Here is a 14,695-nt window from a genome sequence, read left to right as displayed (position 1 = left end):
CGCGATCACCACGCCGTAACCCACCAGCGCGGCGTGCTGGAAGAAGGTCTTGGCCTGGTCGGCGTAGATCACCACGGTGGACATGGTGGCCGGCCCGGTGAGCAGCGGAATGGTCAGCGGTACCACCGCGATGGAGGCTCGGGCCGAAGCGTCACTCACTTCAAGCTCGTTGGTCTTGGCCTCGGCCGGCTGGGCATTCAACATGGACAGCGCCGACGTCAGCAGGAGCATGCCGCCACCCACCTGGAAACTCGCGAGCGAGATGCCGAAAAACTCGAGGATCTGCAGACCGATGATGGCGCAGGTGGCGATCACCGCGAACGCACTGAAGGCCGAAATCATCACCGTGCGCCGCCGCTGCTTGCGGCTGAAGCCCTGCGTGTAGTGGATGAAGAAGGGCACGATCGCCAGGGGGTTGACGATGGCCAGCAGGGTGATGAGCGGCTTGAAATCCATAAGGGATTGTGGCTCACCCCCGCCGCGCTGTGCGCGTCCCCCTCAAGGGGGCGCACGCTGGGACCGGCCAAGCCGGATCCTCGCGCGCCCTGGATGATGCATATCGCGCATCGGCGAAGCGTGTGGGCTACGGCTTCCCTGGCTCACGGCGGCGGAACATGCCGTAGCCCTCCATGAACAGCACCTTGTCCCCGTGCTGGTTGAACATCTCCCAGCTCGTGCGCACCAGGCCCACGTCCAGCCGCTTGCTCATGGGCCGCTTTTCCAGGATGGTGTGCTGCAGACGCAGCGTGTCGCCTGGGAACACCGGCTTCAACCACTTGAGGCTCTCCAGGCCGGGCGATCCCAGGCTGGAGCTTTCGCTCAGGAAATTCGTCACCATCAGCCGCATGGCCATGGCGCAGGTGTGCCAGCCGCTGGCACTGAGGGCGCCGAACACCGAAGCCTTGGCCGCCTCATGGTCCAGGTGGAACGGCTGCGGATCGAACTGCCGCGCGAAGGCCACGGTTTCCTCTTCGGTGGGCGTGATGGTGCCCAGATCGCGGGTCTCGCCCACCACAAAGTCTTCCCACCAGTATTTGATCTCTGTCGTCATCGTCATCGTCCTCCAGAAACGTCCATGAGGCTCATGGTCGTGTAGCTCGCCGCGTCCGACAGCAACCACACGATGGCTTGCGCCACCTCGTCGGCCGTGCCGCCGCGCTGCATGGGCACCAGGTGCTGCAGGTCGCGCACCCGCGTGGGCAACCCACCCGAGGCGTGGATCTCGGTTTCGATCAGGCCCGGTCGCACCGCGTTCACGCGAATGCCTTCGGCGGCCACCTCTTTCGCCAGGCCGATGGTGAAGGCATCGATGGCGCCTTTGGCCGCGGCGTAGTCCACGTACTGGCCGGGCGAGCCCAGGCGCGACGCCGCGCTGGACACGTTGACCACCGAACCGCCTTCGCCGCCGTGCTTCGTGCTCATGCGGCGCACCGCTTCGCGCGCGCACAGCATCGAGCCGATCACGTTGATGTCGAACATGCGGCGCCAGCGGGCCACGCTCATCTCGTCGACCCGCGCGCTCACATCGACCACGCCTGCGTTGTTCACCAGTCCGGTCAAGCGGCCGAGCTTGGCGTCGATCTTCTGGAACATCGCCAGCACCTGGGCTTCATCGGCCACGTCGGCCTGCACGGTGATGGCCATGCCACCCAGCTCGCGGATGCCGCGCACCACTTCGTCGGCGGCCAGCGAATTGGCGGTGTAGTTCACCGCCACCGCCCAGCCTTGCGAGGCCGCCAGCCGCGCGGTGGCCGCACCAATGCCGCGCCCCCCGCCCGTGACCAGCAGCACCCCGCCACGCACCTTGTCCATACCCCGTCTCCTGCAGAAAATGGTGGCATCGCGTACAACACGGGCTCGCCACCAGAGCCATTACAACAGCGCGAGGAGACCGCCATGCGTCGCACAGTCGACTACTTTTTTGCCCCGCAGAGTCCCTGGACCTACCTCGGCCACGAGCGCTTTGCCGCTTTGGTGCGGGAGACCGGCGCTGCTGCGCGCGTGCTGCCCATGGACCTGGGCAAGATCTTTCCGCTGTCGGGCGGCCTGCCGCTGCCCAAGCGGGCGCCGCAGCGCCAGGCCTACCGGCTGGTGGAACTGCGCCGCTTCAGCGACGCGCTCGGCGTGCCCCTGAATCCCGAGCCGCGCTTCTTCCCCGTGGCGGGTGACCCGGCCGCGCGCCTGATCACCGTGGTGGCCATGCACGACGGAGCGGACGCTGCGATGCGCCTCACAGGCGCCGTGACCACCGCCGTGTGGGCGCAGGAGCGCGACATCGCCGACACTGGCACGCTGGCGGCCTTGCTCGCCGAATGTGGTCTGGACGCGGCACGGCTGAGCCAGTCGGAACAGCCCGAAGTGCAGGCGCGCTACGACGATCAAACACAAGCGGCGATCGACGCCAGCGTGTTCGGCGCACCCAGCTATGTGATCGACGGCGAGCTGTTCTGGGGCCAGGACCGGCTCGACTTCGTGGCGCGCAAACTGCGCGCTTGAATTTTCTCAACCAACAACAGGAGAATCCCATGGGACACATGATCGAACTCAAGGCCGCTGACGGCACCATCTTTCCGGCTTACGTGGCAGGGCCCGCGGGCAACCCCAAAGCCAAAGGCGGCCTGGTCGTGCTGCAGGAAATCTTCGGCGTGAACTCGCACATCCGCTCGGTGGCCGACGGCTATGCGGCCGATGGCTACTTCGTGGTTGCACCCGCCACCTTTCATCGCGTTCAGCCCGGTGTGGACATGGGCTACACCGAAGCCGACATGAACGCCGGTTTCGGCTTCAAGACCGCTGTGGAGGGGCTGCCCGCGCCGGGCGTGATGGTCGACATCCAGGCCGCCATCGACCACGCCGCTCAGGCCGGCAAGGTCGGCATCGTCGGCTACTGCTGGGGCGGCCTGCTCACCTGGCGCGCGGCTTGCACGCTCCAGGGTCTCTCTGCCGCAGTGCCCTATTACGGCGGCGGCATGACGGCAGCGGCCGAAGCGGCGCGTGAGCCGACCGTGCCGGTGATGGTTCACTTTGGCGATCAGGACCACTGGATTCCGATGGACACCATCGAGGTTTTCAAGAAGGCCCAGCCCGACGTGACGGTGCACGTGTACGAAGCCAACCACGGCTTCAACTGTGACCAGCGCGGCTCGTACAACGAAGCCGCCGCCAAACTGGCACGCGAACGCACGCTGGCTTTCTTCGCCCAGCACATCGGCTGACGGCGATGCGGCGCGCCGGTCTGCTCAGCGGTCTGATGGCGGTGTGCACGGCCGCAGCGGCGGCCGACTACAGCGGCCCGCTGTTCGACGCCCACCTGCACTACAACGACGAGGCCTGCACCCACGACACGCCGGCGCCGGGCTGCCCGCACCCCATGGCCGACGTGCTGGCGCGCATGCAAAGGAACGGCGTGCGTGCGATCGTCGCCAACTCGCGTCCCAACGACGGCACCAAAGCCCTGGCCACCGCGCGCGAGCAGACCCGCGCCGCCGGCGTGACCGTGGTGCCCTTTGTGCGCCTGTACCGCAACCGCGCCGACTACAGCAACTGGTTCCGCGACCCCACCATCGTGGACATGGTGAACACCGAGTTGGCGCGCGGCACACCCGCCGGCCCCTACCGTGGCCTGGGTGAGTTCCACCTGTACGACAGTGCGAACGCCAACGGCCCGGTTGCCAAACAACTCATGGCGCTGGCCGAGGAGAAGGACCTCGCGGTGCTGGCGCATGTGGACGATGTGGCGATCGACCTGTTGATGGCGAACACACCGTCCAAGGGGCAGAAGATGCGCCTGATCTGGGCTCACACGGGTATTGGTGGTTCGCCTGTGGCGCGCGTGGACGAACTGTTCGCGCGGTACCCGAAGTTGATGGGTGAATTGTCGTACCGGCCAGGCCTGGCCTGTGCGGACGGCCAGCTGTGCCCCGAGTGGCGCGCGTTGCTGCTCAAGTACCCCGACCGTTTCCTGATCGGCTCGGACACCTGGATCAACCAGCGCTGGCAGTATTACGACGAGCTCATGAAGGGCTACCGCACCTGGCTCGGCGGCTTGCCTGCCGAGGTGGCGCGGCGCATTGCCTGGGACAACGGCGCCCGGCTGTTCGGCGTGACTTCACCCTGAGTGGGGAGTCAGCGCGCCGTTCGCGCCAGGTAGCGCTTGCGCCAGAACACCACGCCGAGCACCGCGGCCGTCAGTGCCATGGAGCCCATGGCCCACCAGAACCCGCTCTGGAGGTGGGTCAGCGGAATGAACTCGAAGTTCATGCCGAAGATGCCGGCGATCAGATTCAGTGGCAGGAAGATGGCTGTGAGCGCCGTGAGCGTGCGCATGATGTCGTTGGTGCGGTTGCTCTGCGCCGAGAAGTGCATCTGCACCGCGGTTTCGGCGTTCTGCTCCAGCCGGCGCACGTGGTGCACCACACGCTCGATGTGTTCAAGCACGTCGCGAGATCGCACCTTGAGCAGCTCCAGCCCGCGTTGGCCACCGTTGTACTCGTTGGGCTCCCAGGTGTTCAGCGCCTCGATCCAGTCCTGGATCGCCGAGCGCTGGTCTTCGCAGATCTCGTCGAGGTGGTGCAGCGAGATGCGTGCGTCCAGCAGCGAGCCCCAGTTGTTGAAGCGGGCGCCCGGACTGAGCAGTTCGGCCTGCCAATGGTCGAGTTGGCGCGTGAGTTCGCGCCGAAGATCCAGGTAGCCGTCCACCATCTGGTTGACGATGCGCAGCATCAGGTCGGCCGGGCTGGGCGGCAGGGCAATCCCCGCGGCGCGGGACGCTGCGGTCGTTGCCGTCATGAGGCGTGTGGCGTAGTGGTCCAGCACCAGGCACCCCGCGGGATGGATGGTGAGCAGCACGCGTTCGAATACCGCAAAACCGACCGGGCTGGTGTCGATGCGCCGCAGCACCGGAGGGCCTCCGCGCTTGAGTTTTTGCGTCAGCACCTCGCCCGGGTGTGCCAGGTCGGTTTCGCTGTGACCCGTGGCCAGCCGGCGGAACACCAAAATGTCGTACTGCGAGGTGTAGTCGTAGTGCGAGGGCAACTGGTTGTTGAGCAGGTCGGCCGTGTGCAGGTCCACCAGCGTCATGCCGCACAGCATCTGCAGGGTGGATTGCACCGCGCCTTGCTCCAGTTCGAACTCGCGCCGTCCGCAGGCGATCCAGACGTAGCCTTTTGCGGGCAACAACATGGGCAGGCTCGCGGACTCGCTGACCGAGCCGGGGAGGATGTGAAAGACGCGCATGGGGTGGGACCTCAGCCGCGCAGCAGCCGTGCGGCGTCGCGCGCGAAATAGGTGAGCACGCCGTCCGCACCCGCCCGCTTGAAGGCCAGCAGGCTTTCCATCATCACCGCGTCGTGGTCCAGCCAGCCGTTGATGGCCGCCGCCTTGAGCATCGCGTACTCACCACTCACCTGGTAGGCGAAGGTCGGCACACCGAACTCATCCTTGACCCGGCGCACGATGTCCAGATAGGGCATGCCGGGTTTGACCATCACCATGTCGGCGCCTTCGGCCAGGTCCAGCGCCACTTCGCGCAGGGCCTCGTTGGAATTGCCCGGATCCATCTGATAGACCTTCTTGTCGGCCTTGCCCAGGTTGGCGGCCGAACCCACCGCGTCGCGGAACGGGCCGTAGAACGCGCTGGCGTACTTGGCGCTGTAGGCCATGATCTTCGTGTGCACCAGACCGTTGGCTTCGAGTGCCGCGCGAATGGCGCCGATGCGCCCGTCCATCATGTCGCTGGGCGCGACCATGTCCACGCCCGCCTGCGCCTGGTTCACCGCCTGCTTCACCAGGATCTCCACCGTGGGGTCGTTCAGGATGTAGTTGTGCTCGTCCAGCAGGCCATCCTGGCCGTGGCTGGTGTAGGGGTCGAGCGCCACGTCGGTCATCACGCCAAGCTGCGGGAAGCGTTTTTTCAGTTCGCGCACCACGCGCGGCACCAGCCCGTCGGGGTTCAGGGCTTCCTGGCCGTCGGGCGTCTTCAGCGACTGGTCGATCACCGGAAACAGCGCCATCACCGGAATGCCCAGCGCCACACAGTCCTCGGCCACCGGCAGCAACAAGTCCAGGCTCAGGCGTTCCACGCCAGGCATCGAGCCCACCGCCTCGCGCCGACCCGCGCCGTCGAGCACGAACACCGGGTAGATCAGGTCGGCCGGGCTCAACCGATGCTCCCGCACGAGATCGCGGGTGAACGGATCCCGACGCAGGCGACGAGGGCGGCTGAAAGGGTAGGGGGCGGGGTTTTGCATCGGCCTATTGTGGCAAACGGCAAACCGTTGCGTGTGACGACCCGGACTCCTTTCTCCGGGTCGTGTGCGGGCTTGGGCGATCTGAAAGTTGGCGGCATTGTGTTGAACTCCACAGTAAGAAGAAATGATTGATAACTCCCCCCGGTTGCCACCGTCCCGATGGTGATAGTTTCGAGTCCCAGCCCGCGTGCGGACCCATTTCATCAACCCATGCTTTCCGTCAAAAAGAACATTGCCAGCGTGCCTGCCGCCGCGAAGTCGGGCGGCCAGGCCGATTTGCCCTGGTCGCTGGACGAGCACTGGCCCGCCCTGGTGGCTGGCTTGGCCGATCAGGTGACTGAAGGCGTCAGCGCGCTTCAAAACAGCATCGATCTGTTGCTTTCGAAGGAGCGCATCACGCGCCTGGAACACCGTGCCCTGAGCATCCCCACCGAGCGCTTGAAGCTGGCCGGCATCAGCGCGCAGCAAATCAACCGCTTCTACGGTGGTCGCATTCGCCAGTCGCACGAAAAGGTCGACATGGCCCAACTGGCCGAGGGCGTGCTGCAGGAGCGCAAGAACGAGCTCAGCGTGCTGGGTATCGAGTTGCGCCGGAAGCTCAAGTCGGTCGAGGTGCTGGTGGACCCCACGGTGGCCTACACCTTCGTGAACGCGGTGCTTGACTGGGGGCTGCCGTTTGGCAACCGCATCGACGTGCGCATGGATTTGAACGCTTGGCCGAAACACGCGCGCTTGCAGGTTCGTGTGTCCAACGACGGTCTGCCCCCCTCCAGCACGGCCATGATGGACAGCTTGAGCTGGGTGCTCATCCGCCAGATTGCACTGACCGCTGGAGGCATCGAAATCGCCCGGGAGACCACCGACGATGGCGTGAACTTCACGGCCATGTTCACGCGCACCGTTCAGGCCGTGGACGGCATCTCCGCCGTGGAGCTCTCCGATGACCACTCGTCGATGTTCAAGTCGCTCTCCGGCATCTACGTATTGACGATTTCGCCTGCGTTGCAGATCCGTGCCGATGTGCGAGATGCGCTGCGCGAGATTGGTGTCCTGTGCGACAGCGTGGTGGATTTCGAACAAGCCCGTCACGCGATCCGCAGCCGAATGCCCAACTTGATCGTCGTGGACGCAGGGATTAAAGGCAACGCTTTCGATCTGTTCCAGCGCGAACTGCTGCGCGAGGTCTTCGAATTCCCCTTCATTGAGATCTCCCCCGACGACAGCTCGTTCGACTTGTCGGGTTTTGGTGAGCTGTCCATGGCCAAAGTCGGGCGCGGGAACATCCGTGAGGCGCTGGGCACAGCAGTCATGTTCGAGCTGGCCAAGATGATGTAATGCAATTTACCTACACTAGTTTGTGCACGGTTTCAATGTCAAAGTTGACAGGTCAAAGTTGGATATCCGTTTTTATTGGTGTACTATTTCAGCGGGCCGCTGCAAGGTGGCTCCCCGCTTTTCCTCCCTGAGCGGGCGCCTTAGTGTGTGACAGCAAAAAGGCTTCCCAACCCGGCCCAACTGGCCGGGTTTTTTTTGGCTTCCAGCGGGCAGAGCCCGCGGACAGCACCCCGTCAGTGACTGTGGCGCGCACTACACTGCCCGCATGCTCTGGGTCAAATCCTTTCACATCGTTTTCGTGGCCAGCTGGTTTGCCGGCCTGTTCTACCTGCCCCGAATTTTTGTGAATCTGGCCATGGTGCCGCCCGAGAGTGTGGCCGAACGTGAGCGCTTGCTCTTGATGGCGCGCAAGCTGATGCGGTTCACCAGTTTGTTGGCCGTGCCTGCCTTGGCGCTGGGGTTGTGGCTGTGGCTGGGTTACGGGATCGGCAGGGGCGCGGGCAACGGATGGATGCACGCCAAGCTGTTCGTGGTGTTGCTGGCGCTGGGGTATCACCACACCTGCGGTGTGATGCTCGGGCAGTTCTCACGAGGCGCCAACCGTCGCGGCCATGTCTGGTACCGCTGGTTCAACGAGGCGCCGGTGATCCTGCTGGTGGCTGCGGTGGTCCTGGTGGTCGTCAAACCGTTCTGACGTTTTGAAAGCGCGCTCATCCGCTTGGCCTCTGGCGTTTCTGTTCGCCTGCCTGGTGGTGTACGCCAGCCTGTACCCCTTCACCGGGTGGCGCGATCAAGGCGTGGTGCCGCTGGCGTTCTTGCAGGCACCTTTTCCACAGTACTGGACTGGTTTCGACATTGCTTCCAATCTGGTGGGATATGCGCCGCTGGGTTTCCTGCTGGCGCTCGCCTTGCAACGTTCCGGTTCCGGCCACTGGTCTTGGGTGGTGGCGCTGGGTGTGCCGGCGTTGCTGTCCTTGGCAGTGGAGATGTTGCAGAGTTACCTGCCGATGAGGGTGTCGTCGAATGTGGATCTGGTCTTGAATGCGGCTGGTGCTGCGCTGGGGGTGGCGTTGGCGCTGCTGATCGAACGCCTGGGCGCGCTGCGCCGCTGGAGCCAGATCCGCGCCAACTGGTTTGAGCCCTCGGCCCATGGGAGCCTTGTGCTGCTGGCTCTGTGGCCTTTTGCTCTTCTGTATCCCCAGCCGGTTCCATTCGGTCTGGGCCAGATCTGGGACCGGCTGGAGTCGGGCCTCACCGCACTGCTGGTCGACACGCCATTCCTGGAGTGGGTCCCCGTGCGGGACTTCGCACCCACACCCTTGAGTCCGCTGGCCGAGGCATTCTGCATAGGCCTGAGCGTGTTGGCGCCCCTGCTCATGGGCTACGCCGACATGCGGTCGCGCGCTCGTCGGGCGGTCTTCTGCGGCTTGCTGCTGGGTGGCGCCGTGTGCGTGGCGGGCTTGTCGGCCGCACTGACTTACGGCCCCGACCATGCATGGGCGTGGATCACGCCCCAGGCCCAGCTCGGCCTGGCGGCCGCTGTGGTGGCGGGTGTGTTTTCCGTGGCGATGCCGCGCCGTATGTGCAACGTGATCATGCTGTTGTGCTTGGCGGTGTCGTTGAGCCTGCTCAATGGCGCGCCCATCAGTCCCTATTTCGCTCAGTCTCTGGAAGTCTGGGAGCAGGGACGCTTCATCCGCTTCCATGGCTTGTCCCAGTGGCTTGGCTGGTTGTGGCCCTTTGCCGCACTCATGTTCGGGTTGTTGGCAGTATCCCGGTCAGCGTCTGCGTCCGCACGCGCCTCTAAAATCGATGCATGACTGAAAACAAGTCTTATTACGAGCGCCACATCTTCTTCTGCCTCAATCAGCGGGACAACGGGGAAGCCTGCTGCGCCGATCACAAAGCGCAGGCGGCATTCGACCGCTGCAAATCACAAGCCAAGGCGCAGGGCCTGCTGGGTGCTGGCAAGGTCCGCGTGAACAAGGCGGGTTGTCTGGACCGCTGCGCGGGCGGCCCGATCGCTGTGGTTTATCCCGAAGCCGTCTGGTACAGCTACGTGGATGAGCATGACATCGACGAAATCGTGCAATCGCACCTGCGCGACGGTGTGGTGGTGCAGCGGCTGCTGACGCCGTCCGACGTGGGACGCTGAACTTCCCGTGCTTGCAAATCAAGTGGTGAACCCCGATCCCGAGGCCGGAGCATGAACGCCCAAACGGAAGCCCTGACGATGACAGGCCCTGCGGGGCAGATCGAACTGGCCATTGACCGCCCCGAGCTTGCCTCGCTAGGTGTAATGGTCATCGCGCATCCTCACCCACTGCATGGCGGCACGATGACCAATAAAGTGGTGCAAACGTTGGCTCGGGCCTGTGTATTAGCGGGTTTGACCGCAGTGCGATTCAACTTCAGGGGGGTGGGCGCCAGCGAGGGTGTGTACGACGAAGGCCGTGGCGAGCTTGATGATCTGCTGGCCGTGGTTGCGGCCCATGCGGCCGAAGGCCCGCTGTTTCTGGCGGGCTTCTCGTTTGGGGCCTTCGTCACCAGCCACGCGGCCGTGCACTTGCACGCGTCGCGCGATATCCAGCGTTTGGTGCTCATCGGAACGGCAGCCAGCCGATTCGACGCTGCCCCCGTGCCCGCGGAACTCCACACCCGAACCTTGGTCGTTCATGGGGAGCAGGACGATACTGTCCCCTTGTCCAGCGTGATGGACTGGGCCCGGCCCCAGGTGTTGCCGGTGCTGGTGGTGCCCGGCGGAGGCCATTTCTTTCACGGCCAGCTCCCGATGCTGCGGGAGCTGGTGCTGCGTCATCTGCGCGCCTGAGGCTGCGCAGGTTCTCTTTTTTGACTCCCTCTAAGGACCGGATTTTGTTGCGTCGTCTTTCTTCTCTTTTTCTGTCTGCCTGTCTGATTGCGGGCTCGGTGTTGCCTGCGTCGGCCCAGATGCCCCAAGCCCCTGAAGTGGCTGCCAAGGCGTATCTGTTGATGGATGTGACGTCCGGGCAGGTCTTGGCCGCCATGAACCCTGACCAACCCGTTGAGCCCGCATCGCTGACCAAGCTGATGACGGCCTATATTGTTTTTGACGCGCTCAAGGCCGGCAAGATCAGCCTCACGCAGACCATGCCCGTGAGTGAGCGTGCCTGGAAGATGCCCGGTTCGCGCATGTTCATCGACCCCAAGATGCAGGTGCCTGTGGAAGACCTCATCAAAGGCATGATCGTGCAGTCGGGCAATGACGCCACGGTGGCCCTGGCCGAAGGCGTGGCAGGTTCGGTGGAGCGATTTGTGGAGCTCATGAATGCGCAAGCCAAATCCCTGGGCATGAACTCGACCGGCTACCGCAACGCGGAAGGGCTGACCGAGGCAGGCCATACCACCACCGCCCGCGACCTGGCCACCCTGGCCAACCGCCTGATGACCGACTTCCCCCAGTACGTTCCGTACTACGCGATCCAGCGTTACCGCTACCCCGGCACGCCAGCGACCAACGACACCAACCGCAACCTGCTGCTGTTTCGCGACCCCAGCGTTGATGGCTTGAAGACGGGGCACACGAACGCGGCGGGGTATTGCCTGGTCGCGACCGCGCGGCGTCAGGTGCCTGGCCTGGGTGAGGGCGCACAGGGCCAGCGCCGCCTCGTCAGTATTCTGCTGGGCGCATCCAGCGAAAACGCCCGCGCAGCAGAAACCCAGAAGCTCCTGAACTGGGGCTACACCGCCTTTGAGGCTGTGCGCCTGTTTCCTGCGGGTGGCGCCGTGGCCACGCCGCGAGTCTGGAAGGGCAAGTCCGAACAAGTCCGCCTGGGGCGCCCTGAAGGCGTGGTCGTCTCTGTCCCAGCGGGCGAAGGCTCGAAGCTCAAGACCGAGGTCGTTCGCCCCGATCCCCTGGTGGCTCCGTTCAACCGTGGCGACGCCTTGGGTACGCTTCGCGTGAGCTTGGCCAACGGCAGCAAAGTGGCCGAAATTCCCCTTGTCGTGATGGACACGGTGGAAGAAAGCGGTGTGTTTGGCCGTGCCTGGGACGCCATCCGCCTCTGGATCCAGTGATCCTTCTGTGCCCCTGAATTGCCAGGGCGCTACGCCCGTGCTACATTAGCGGGCTTTTCGGAATTTTCCGAAGAGCTTTCCGTTTTCGCTTTTTTCAAACGTTTAGGGACGTTTTCAATGCCAACCATCAATCAACTCGTGCGCCACGGCCGGGAGGTCGAAAAGACCAAATCCAAGAGCCCGGCCATGGAAAACTCTCCGCAGCGTCGCGGTGTGTGCACCCGTGTGTACACCACGACCCCCAAGAAGCCCAACTCCGCTCTGCGTAAGGTTGCCAAAGTGCGCCTGACCAACGGTTTTGAGGTGATCTCCTACATCGGCGGCGAAGGCCACAACCTCCAGGAACACAGCGTCGTGCTGGTTCGCGGTGGTCGTGTCAAGGACTTGCCCGGTGTGCGTTATCACATCGTGCGTGGCTCGCTCGACTTGCAAGGCGTGAAAGACCGCAAGCAGTCGCGCTCCAAGTACGGTGCGAAGAAGCCCAAAGCCAAGTAATCCTGGTTCGAATTCAAGGTGCTGTTTGCCGCGTGGCGCGGTGAATCAGCGTAGTGACCCGAAGCGCGGAATTGTCCGTGTGGGTCGAGTAAGTGGGGGTTTCAATGACCTCCGCGGTGCCTGCCCAGGTGCCAACTGAAGCAATATGAGGTGAAAAAATGCCACGTCGTCGCGAAGTCCCTAAACGTGAAATCCTGCCGGATCCCAAGTTCGGCAATGTCGAGCTCTCCAAGTTCATGAACGTGATCATGGAAGGCGGCAAGAAAGCTGTCGCCGAGCGCATCATTTATGGCGCGCTGGAGCAGATCGAGAAGAAGAGCGGCAAAGACCCGGTCGAGATCTTCTCGGTCGCCATCAACAACGTCAAGCCCATGGTGGAAGTGAAGTCCCGCCGTGTCGGTGGCGCCAACTACCAGGTGCCCGTTGAAGTGCGTCCTGTCCGTCGTCTGGCGCTGTCGATGCGCTGGATCAAGGAAGCCGCGCGCAAGCGCAGCGAAAAGTCCATGGCCCTGCGCCTGGCGAACGAACTGATTGAAGCCACCGAAGGCCGTGGCGGCGCCATGAAAAAGCGCGATGAAGTGCACCGCATGGCCGAGGCCAACAAGGCCTTCAGCCACTTCCGCTTCTGATCCGGGCCACCGCCCTTTAGAGCATCCAGAACCGAGAGCCCGCATCCCTTGATTCCCAAGGGTGGCGGGCTCGATCCCTTTTCGGAGTATTTCCATGTCCCGCATCACGCCCCTCGAGCGTTACCGCAACATTGGTATTTCCGCGCACATCGATGCCGGCAAGACCACCACCACCGAACGCATCCTGTTCTACACCGGTGTGAACCACAAGATCGGCGAAGTTCACGATGGTGCTGCCACCATGGACTGGATGGAGCAGGAGCAAGAGCGCGGCATCACGATCACCTCGGCTGCCACCACGTGCTTCTGGAAGGGCATGGACATGTCCTTCCCCGAGCACCGCATCAACATCATCGACACCCCCGGCCACGTGGACTTCACCATCGAGGTGGAGCGTTCCATGCGCGTGCTGGACGGCGCCTGCATGGTGTATTGCGCCGTGGGCGGTGTGCAGCCTCAGTCGGAAACCGTCTGGCGTCAGGCCAACAAATACAAAGTGCCGCGTCTGGCCTTTGTGAACAAGATGGACCGCACCGGCGCCAACTTCTTCAAAGTCGTTGAACAGATGAAGTTGCGTCTGAAGGCCAACCCCGTGCCGATCGTGATCCCGATCGGTGCTGAGGAAAACTTCACCGGCGTGGTTGACCTGCGCAAGATGAAAGCCATCATCTGGGACGAAGCCTCGCAAGGCATGAAGTTCGAGTACCAGGAGATCCCGGCCGAGCTGCTCGAGACCGCCAAGGTGTGGCGCGAGAAGATGGTTGAAGCCGCCGCTGAAGCCTCGGAAGAGCTGATGAACAAATACCTCGAAGAGGGCGACCTCTCCGAGGAAGAGATCACCCACGGACTGCGCGTGCGCACGCTGGCGGTCGAGATCCAGCCGATGCTCTGTGGTACCGCGTTCAAGAACAAGGGTGTGCAGCGCATGCTGGACGCCGTGATCGAACTCATGCCCTCGCCGGTGGACATCGAAGACGTCAAGGGAACGGATGATGACGAGGAAGTCACCAGCCGCCGTCCCGATGACAACGAGAAGTTCTCCGCCCTCGCATTCAAACTCATGACCGACCCGTACGTGGGCCAGCTCACGTTTGTGCGCGTGTACTCCGGCGTGATGAAGAAAGGCGACTCGGTCTACAACCCCATCAAGGGCAAGAAAGAGCGTATCGGCCGAATCGTGCAGATGCACGCGAACAACCGCCAGGAAGTCGAAGAGATTCGCGCCGGTGACATCGCTGCTTGCGTGGGCTTGAAAGACGTGACCACGGGCGAAACCCTGTGCGATCCGGACGCCATCATCATGCTCGAGCGCATGGTCTTCCCCGAGCCCGTGATTGCACAGGCCGTGGAACCCAAGACCAAGGCCGACCAGGAAAAGATGGGCATCGCCCTGCAGCGCCTGGCCGCTGAAGATCCTTCGTTCCGCGTCAAGACCGACGAAGAATCGGGTCAGACCATCATTGCCGGCATGGGCGAGCTCCACCTGGAAATTCTGGTGGATCGCATGAAACGCGAATTTGGCGTCGAAGCCAACGTGGGCAAGCCCCAAGTGGCCTACCGCGAAACCATCCGCAAGACGGTGGAAGATTCAGAAGGCAAGTTCGTTCGCCAGTCGGGCGGCAAGGGCCAGTACGGTCACGTGGTGTTCAAGATCGAACCCAACGAAGCCGGCAAGGGCTTCGAGTTCGTTGACGCCATCAAAGGCGGCGTGGTGCCGCGCGAGTACATCCCGGCGGTGGAAAAGGGCGTCATCGAAGCGCTGACCACGGGCGTGCTCGCCGGCTACCCGGTGGTGGACGTCAAGGTCACGCTGCATTTCGGGTCGTACCACGACGTGGACTCGTCCGAAATGGCCTTCAAGATGGCCGCCATTTTTGGTTTCAAGGAAGGCTGCCGCAAGGCCAGCCCGGTGATCCTGGAGCCCATGATGGC

Annotated in this window: 17 protein-coding genes; 12 read left to right on the top strand and 5 right to left on the bottom strand. The window is 63.5% G+C overall.

What is annotated here, in order from left to right:
* The 3 genes from IV113_RS24380 to IV113_RS24370 form a co-directional block, all read right to left on the bottom strand.
* Positions 1-456 (bottom strand): MarC family protein (locus tag IV113_RS24380; protein WP_291090759.1); only part of this gene is annotated, 456 nt, incomplete at its 3' end.
* 127 nt (positions 457-583) lie between these two features.
* Positions 584-1,057, bottom strand: coding sequence for a MaoC family dehydratase (locus tag IV113_RS24375; protein ID WP_291090757.1), 474 nt, complete (start codon positions 1,055-1,057; stop codon positions 584-586).
* Positions 1,054-1,812, bottom strand: coding sequence for an SDR family oxidoreductase (locus IV113_RS24370; protein ID WP_291090755.1), 759 nt, complete (start codon positions 1,810-1,812; stop codon positions 1,054-1,056). The genes IV113_RS24375 and IV113_RS24370 overlap by 4 nt, the downstream gene beginning before the upstream one ends.
* A gap of 84 nt (positions 1,813-1,896) precedes the next feature.
* Here IV113_RS24370 and IV113_RS24365 point away from each other — a divergent pair, with 84 nt between their 5' ends.
* From IV113_RS24365 to IV113_RS24355, 3 genes are read left to right on the top strand one after another with little or no spacing between them, the layout of a single operon-like run.
* Complete coding sequence (locus IV113_RS24365; RefSeq protein ID WP_291090753.1) at positions 1,897-2,496, top strand: 2-hydroxychromene-2-carboxylate isomerase; 600 nt, start codon at positions 1,897-1,899, stop codon at positions 2,494-2,496.
* A gap of 29 nt (positions 2,497-2,525) precedes the next feature.
* Positions 2,526-3,215, top strand: coding sequence for a dienelactone hydrolase family protein (locus IV113_RS24360; RefSeq protein ID WP_291090751.1), 690 nt, complete (start codon positions 2,526-2,528; stop codon positions 3,213-3,215).
* 5 nt (positions 3,216-3,220) lie between these two features.
* Complete coding sequence (locus tag IV113_RS24355) at positions 3,221-4,117, top strand: amidohydrolase family protein (protein ID WP_291090749.1); 897 nt, start codon at positions 3,221-3,223, stop codon at positions 4,115-4,117.
* Positions 4,118-4,125: 8 nt separating this feature from the next.
* Here the strand turns inward: IV113_RS24355 and IV113_RS24350 are convergent, their stop codons facing one another.
* Complete coding sequence (locus IV113_RS24350; protein WP_291090747.1) at positions 4,126-5,235, bottom strand: magnesium transporter CorA family protein; 1,110 nt, start codon at positions 5,233-5,235, stop codon at positions 4,126-4,128.
* Positions 5,236-5,246: 11 nt separating this feature from the next.
* Positions 5,247-6,248, bottom strand: coding sequence for a porphobilinogen synthase (gene hemB, locus IV113_RS24345; protein ID WP_291090745.1), 1,002 nt, complete (start codon positions 6,246-6,248; stop codon positions 5,247-5,249).
* Positions 6,249-6,458: 210 nt separating this feature from the next.
* Between hemB and IV113_RS24340 the strand changes: the two genes are divergently transcribed.
* From IV113_RS24340 to fusA, 9 genes are all read left to right on the top strand, one after another.
* A complete protein-coding gene (locus IV113_RS24340; protein WP_291090743.1) occupies positions 6,459-7,583 on the top strand; it encodes a hypothetical protein in 1,125 nt (374 codons plus the stop codon).
* 265 nt (positions 7,584-7,848) lie between these two features.
* Positions 7,849-8,277: a CopD family protein gene (locus IV113_RS24335; protein ID WP_291090741.1), complete on the top strand. Its 429-nt coding sequence runs from the start codon at positions 7,849-7,851 to the stop codon at positions 8,275-8,277.
* Positions 8,278-8,281: 4 nt separating this feature from the next.
* Positions 8,282-9,403: a VanZ family protein gene (locus tag IV113_RS24330; RefSeq protein ID WP_291090739.1), complete on the top strand. Its 1,122-nt coding sequence runs from the start codon at positions 8,282-8,284 to the stop codon at positions 9,401-9,403.
* Entirely contained in the window at positions 9,400-9,738 is a 339-nt protein-coding gene (locus IV113_RS24325; protein ID WP_291090737.1) for a (2Fe-2S) ferredoxin domain-containing protein, read from the top strand. Before IV113_RS24330 ends, IV113_RS24325 begins: the two co-directional genes overlap by 4 nt.
* Positions 9,739-9,789: 51 nt before the next feature.
* On the top strand, positions 9,790-10,413 hold the full coding sequence (locus tag IV113_RS24320; RefSeq protein WP_291090735.1) for an alpha/beta hydrolase: 624 nt from the start codon (positions 9,790-9,792) through the stop codon (positions 10,411-10,413).
* Between the two features lie 119 nt (positions 10,414-10,532).
* The gene (locus IV113_RS24315) at positions 10,533-11,639 is read left to right on the top strand and encodes a D-alanyl-D-alanine carboxypeptidase family protein (RefSeq protein ID WP_291090733.1); all 1,107 of its coding nucleotides are present in this window, start codon (positions 10,533-10,535) and stop codon (positions 11,637-11,639) included.
* Between the two features lie 117 nt (positions 11,640-11,756).
* A complete protein-coding gene (gene rpsL / locus IV113_RS24310) occupies positions 11,757-12,134 on the top strand; it encodes a 30S ribosomal protein S12 (protein WP_056266875.1) in 378 nt (125 codons plus the stop codon).
* Between the two features lie 158 nt (positions 12,135-12,292).
* On the top strand, positions 12,293-12,763 hold the full coding sequence (gene rpsG / locus IV113_RS24305) for a 30S ribosomal protein S7 (RefSeq protein ID WP_056266870.1): 471 nt from the start codon (positions 12,293-12,295) through the stop codon (positions 12,761-12,763).
* A gap of 94 nt (positions 12,764-12,857) precedes the next feature.
* The coding region (gene fusA, locus IV113_RS24300; protein ID WP_291090730.1) for an elongation factor G at positions 12,858-14,695 on the top strand (1,838 nt) is incomplete at its 3' end.

This window comes from Hydrogenophaga sp., from assembly GCF_018780385.1.
Taxonomy (GTDB): Bacteria; Pseudomonadota; Gammaproteobacteria; order Burkholderiales; family Burkholderiaceae_C; genus Hydrogenophaga.
The sequence above is the reverse complement of the archived record's forward strand: the minus strand, read 5'-3'. Positions and strand labels throughout refer to the sequence as shown.

Bases quoted from the DNA above. Each gene is read 5' to 3' on its own strand.
- IV113_RS24340 (WP_291090743.1), top strand. From the start codon at position 6,459: ATGCTTTCCGTCAAAAAGAACATTGCCAGCGTGCCTGCCGCCGCGAAG.
- IV113_RS24375 (WP_291090757.1), bottom strand. From the start codon at position 1,057: ATGACGATGACGACAGAGATCAAATACTGGTGGGAAGACTTTGTGGTG.
- IV113_RS24325 (WP_291090737.1), top strand. From the start codon at position 9,400: ATGACTGAAAACAAGTCTTATTACGAGCGCCACATCTTCTTCTGCCTC.
- IV113_RS24335 (WP_291090741.1), top strand. From the start codon at position 7,849: ATGCTCTGGGTCAAATCCTTTCACATCGTTTTCGTGGCCAGCTGGTTT.
- IV113_RS24315 (WP_291090733.1), top strand. From the start codon at position 10,533: ATGCCCCAAGCCCCTGAAGTGGCTGCCAAGGCGTATCTGTTGATGGAT.
- IV113_RS24320 (WP_291090735.1), top strand. From the start codon at position 9,790: ATGAACGCCCAAACGGAAGCCCTGACGATGACAGGCCCTGCGGGGCAG.
- IV113_RS24350 (WP_291090747.1), bottom strand. From the start codon at position 5,235: ATGCGCGTCTTTCACATCCTCCCCGGCTCGGTCAGCGAGTCCGCGAGC.
- rpsL (WP_056266875.1), top strand. From the start codon at position 11,757: ATGCCAACCATCAATCAACTCGTGCGCCACGGCCGGGAGGTCGAAAAG.
- IV113_RS24370 (WP_291090755.1), bottom strand. From the start codon at position 1,812: ATGGACAAGGTGCGTGGCGGGGTGCTGCTGGTCACGGGCGGGGGGCGC.
- IV113_RS24355 (WP_291090749.1), top strand. From the start codon at position 3,221: ATGCGGCGCGCCGGTCTGCTCAGCGGTCTGATGGCGGTGTGCACGGCC.
- IV113_RS24365 (WP_291090753.1), top strand. From the start codon at position 1,897: ATGCGTCGCACAGTCGACTACTTTTTTGCCCCGCAGAGTCCCTGGACC.
- IV113_RS24360 (WP_291090751.1), top strand. From the start codon at position 2,526: ATGGGACACATGATCGAACTCAAGGCCGCTGACGGCACCATCTTTCCG.
- rpsG (WP_056266870.1), top strand. From the start codon at position 12,293: ATGCCACGTCGTCGCGAAGTCCCTAAACGTGAAATCCTGCCGGATCCC.
- hemB (WP_291090745.1), bottom strand. From the start codon at position 6,248: ATGCAAAACCCCGCCCCCTACCCTTTCAGCCGCCCTCGTCGCCTGCGT.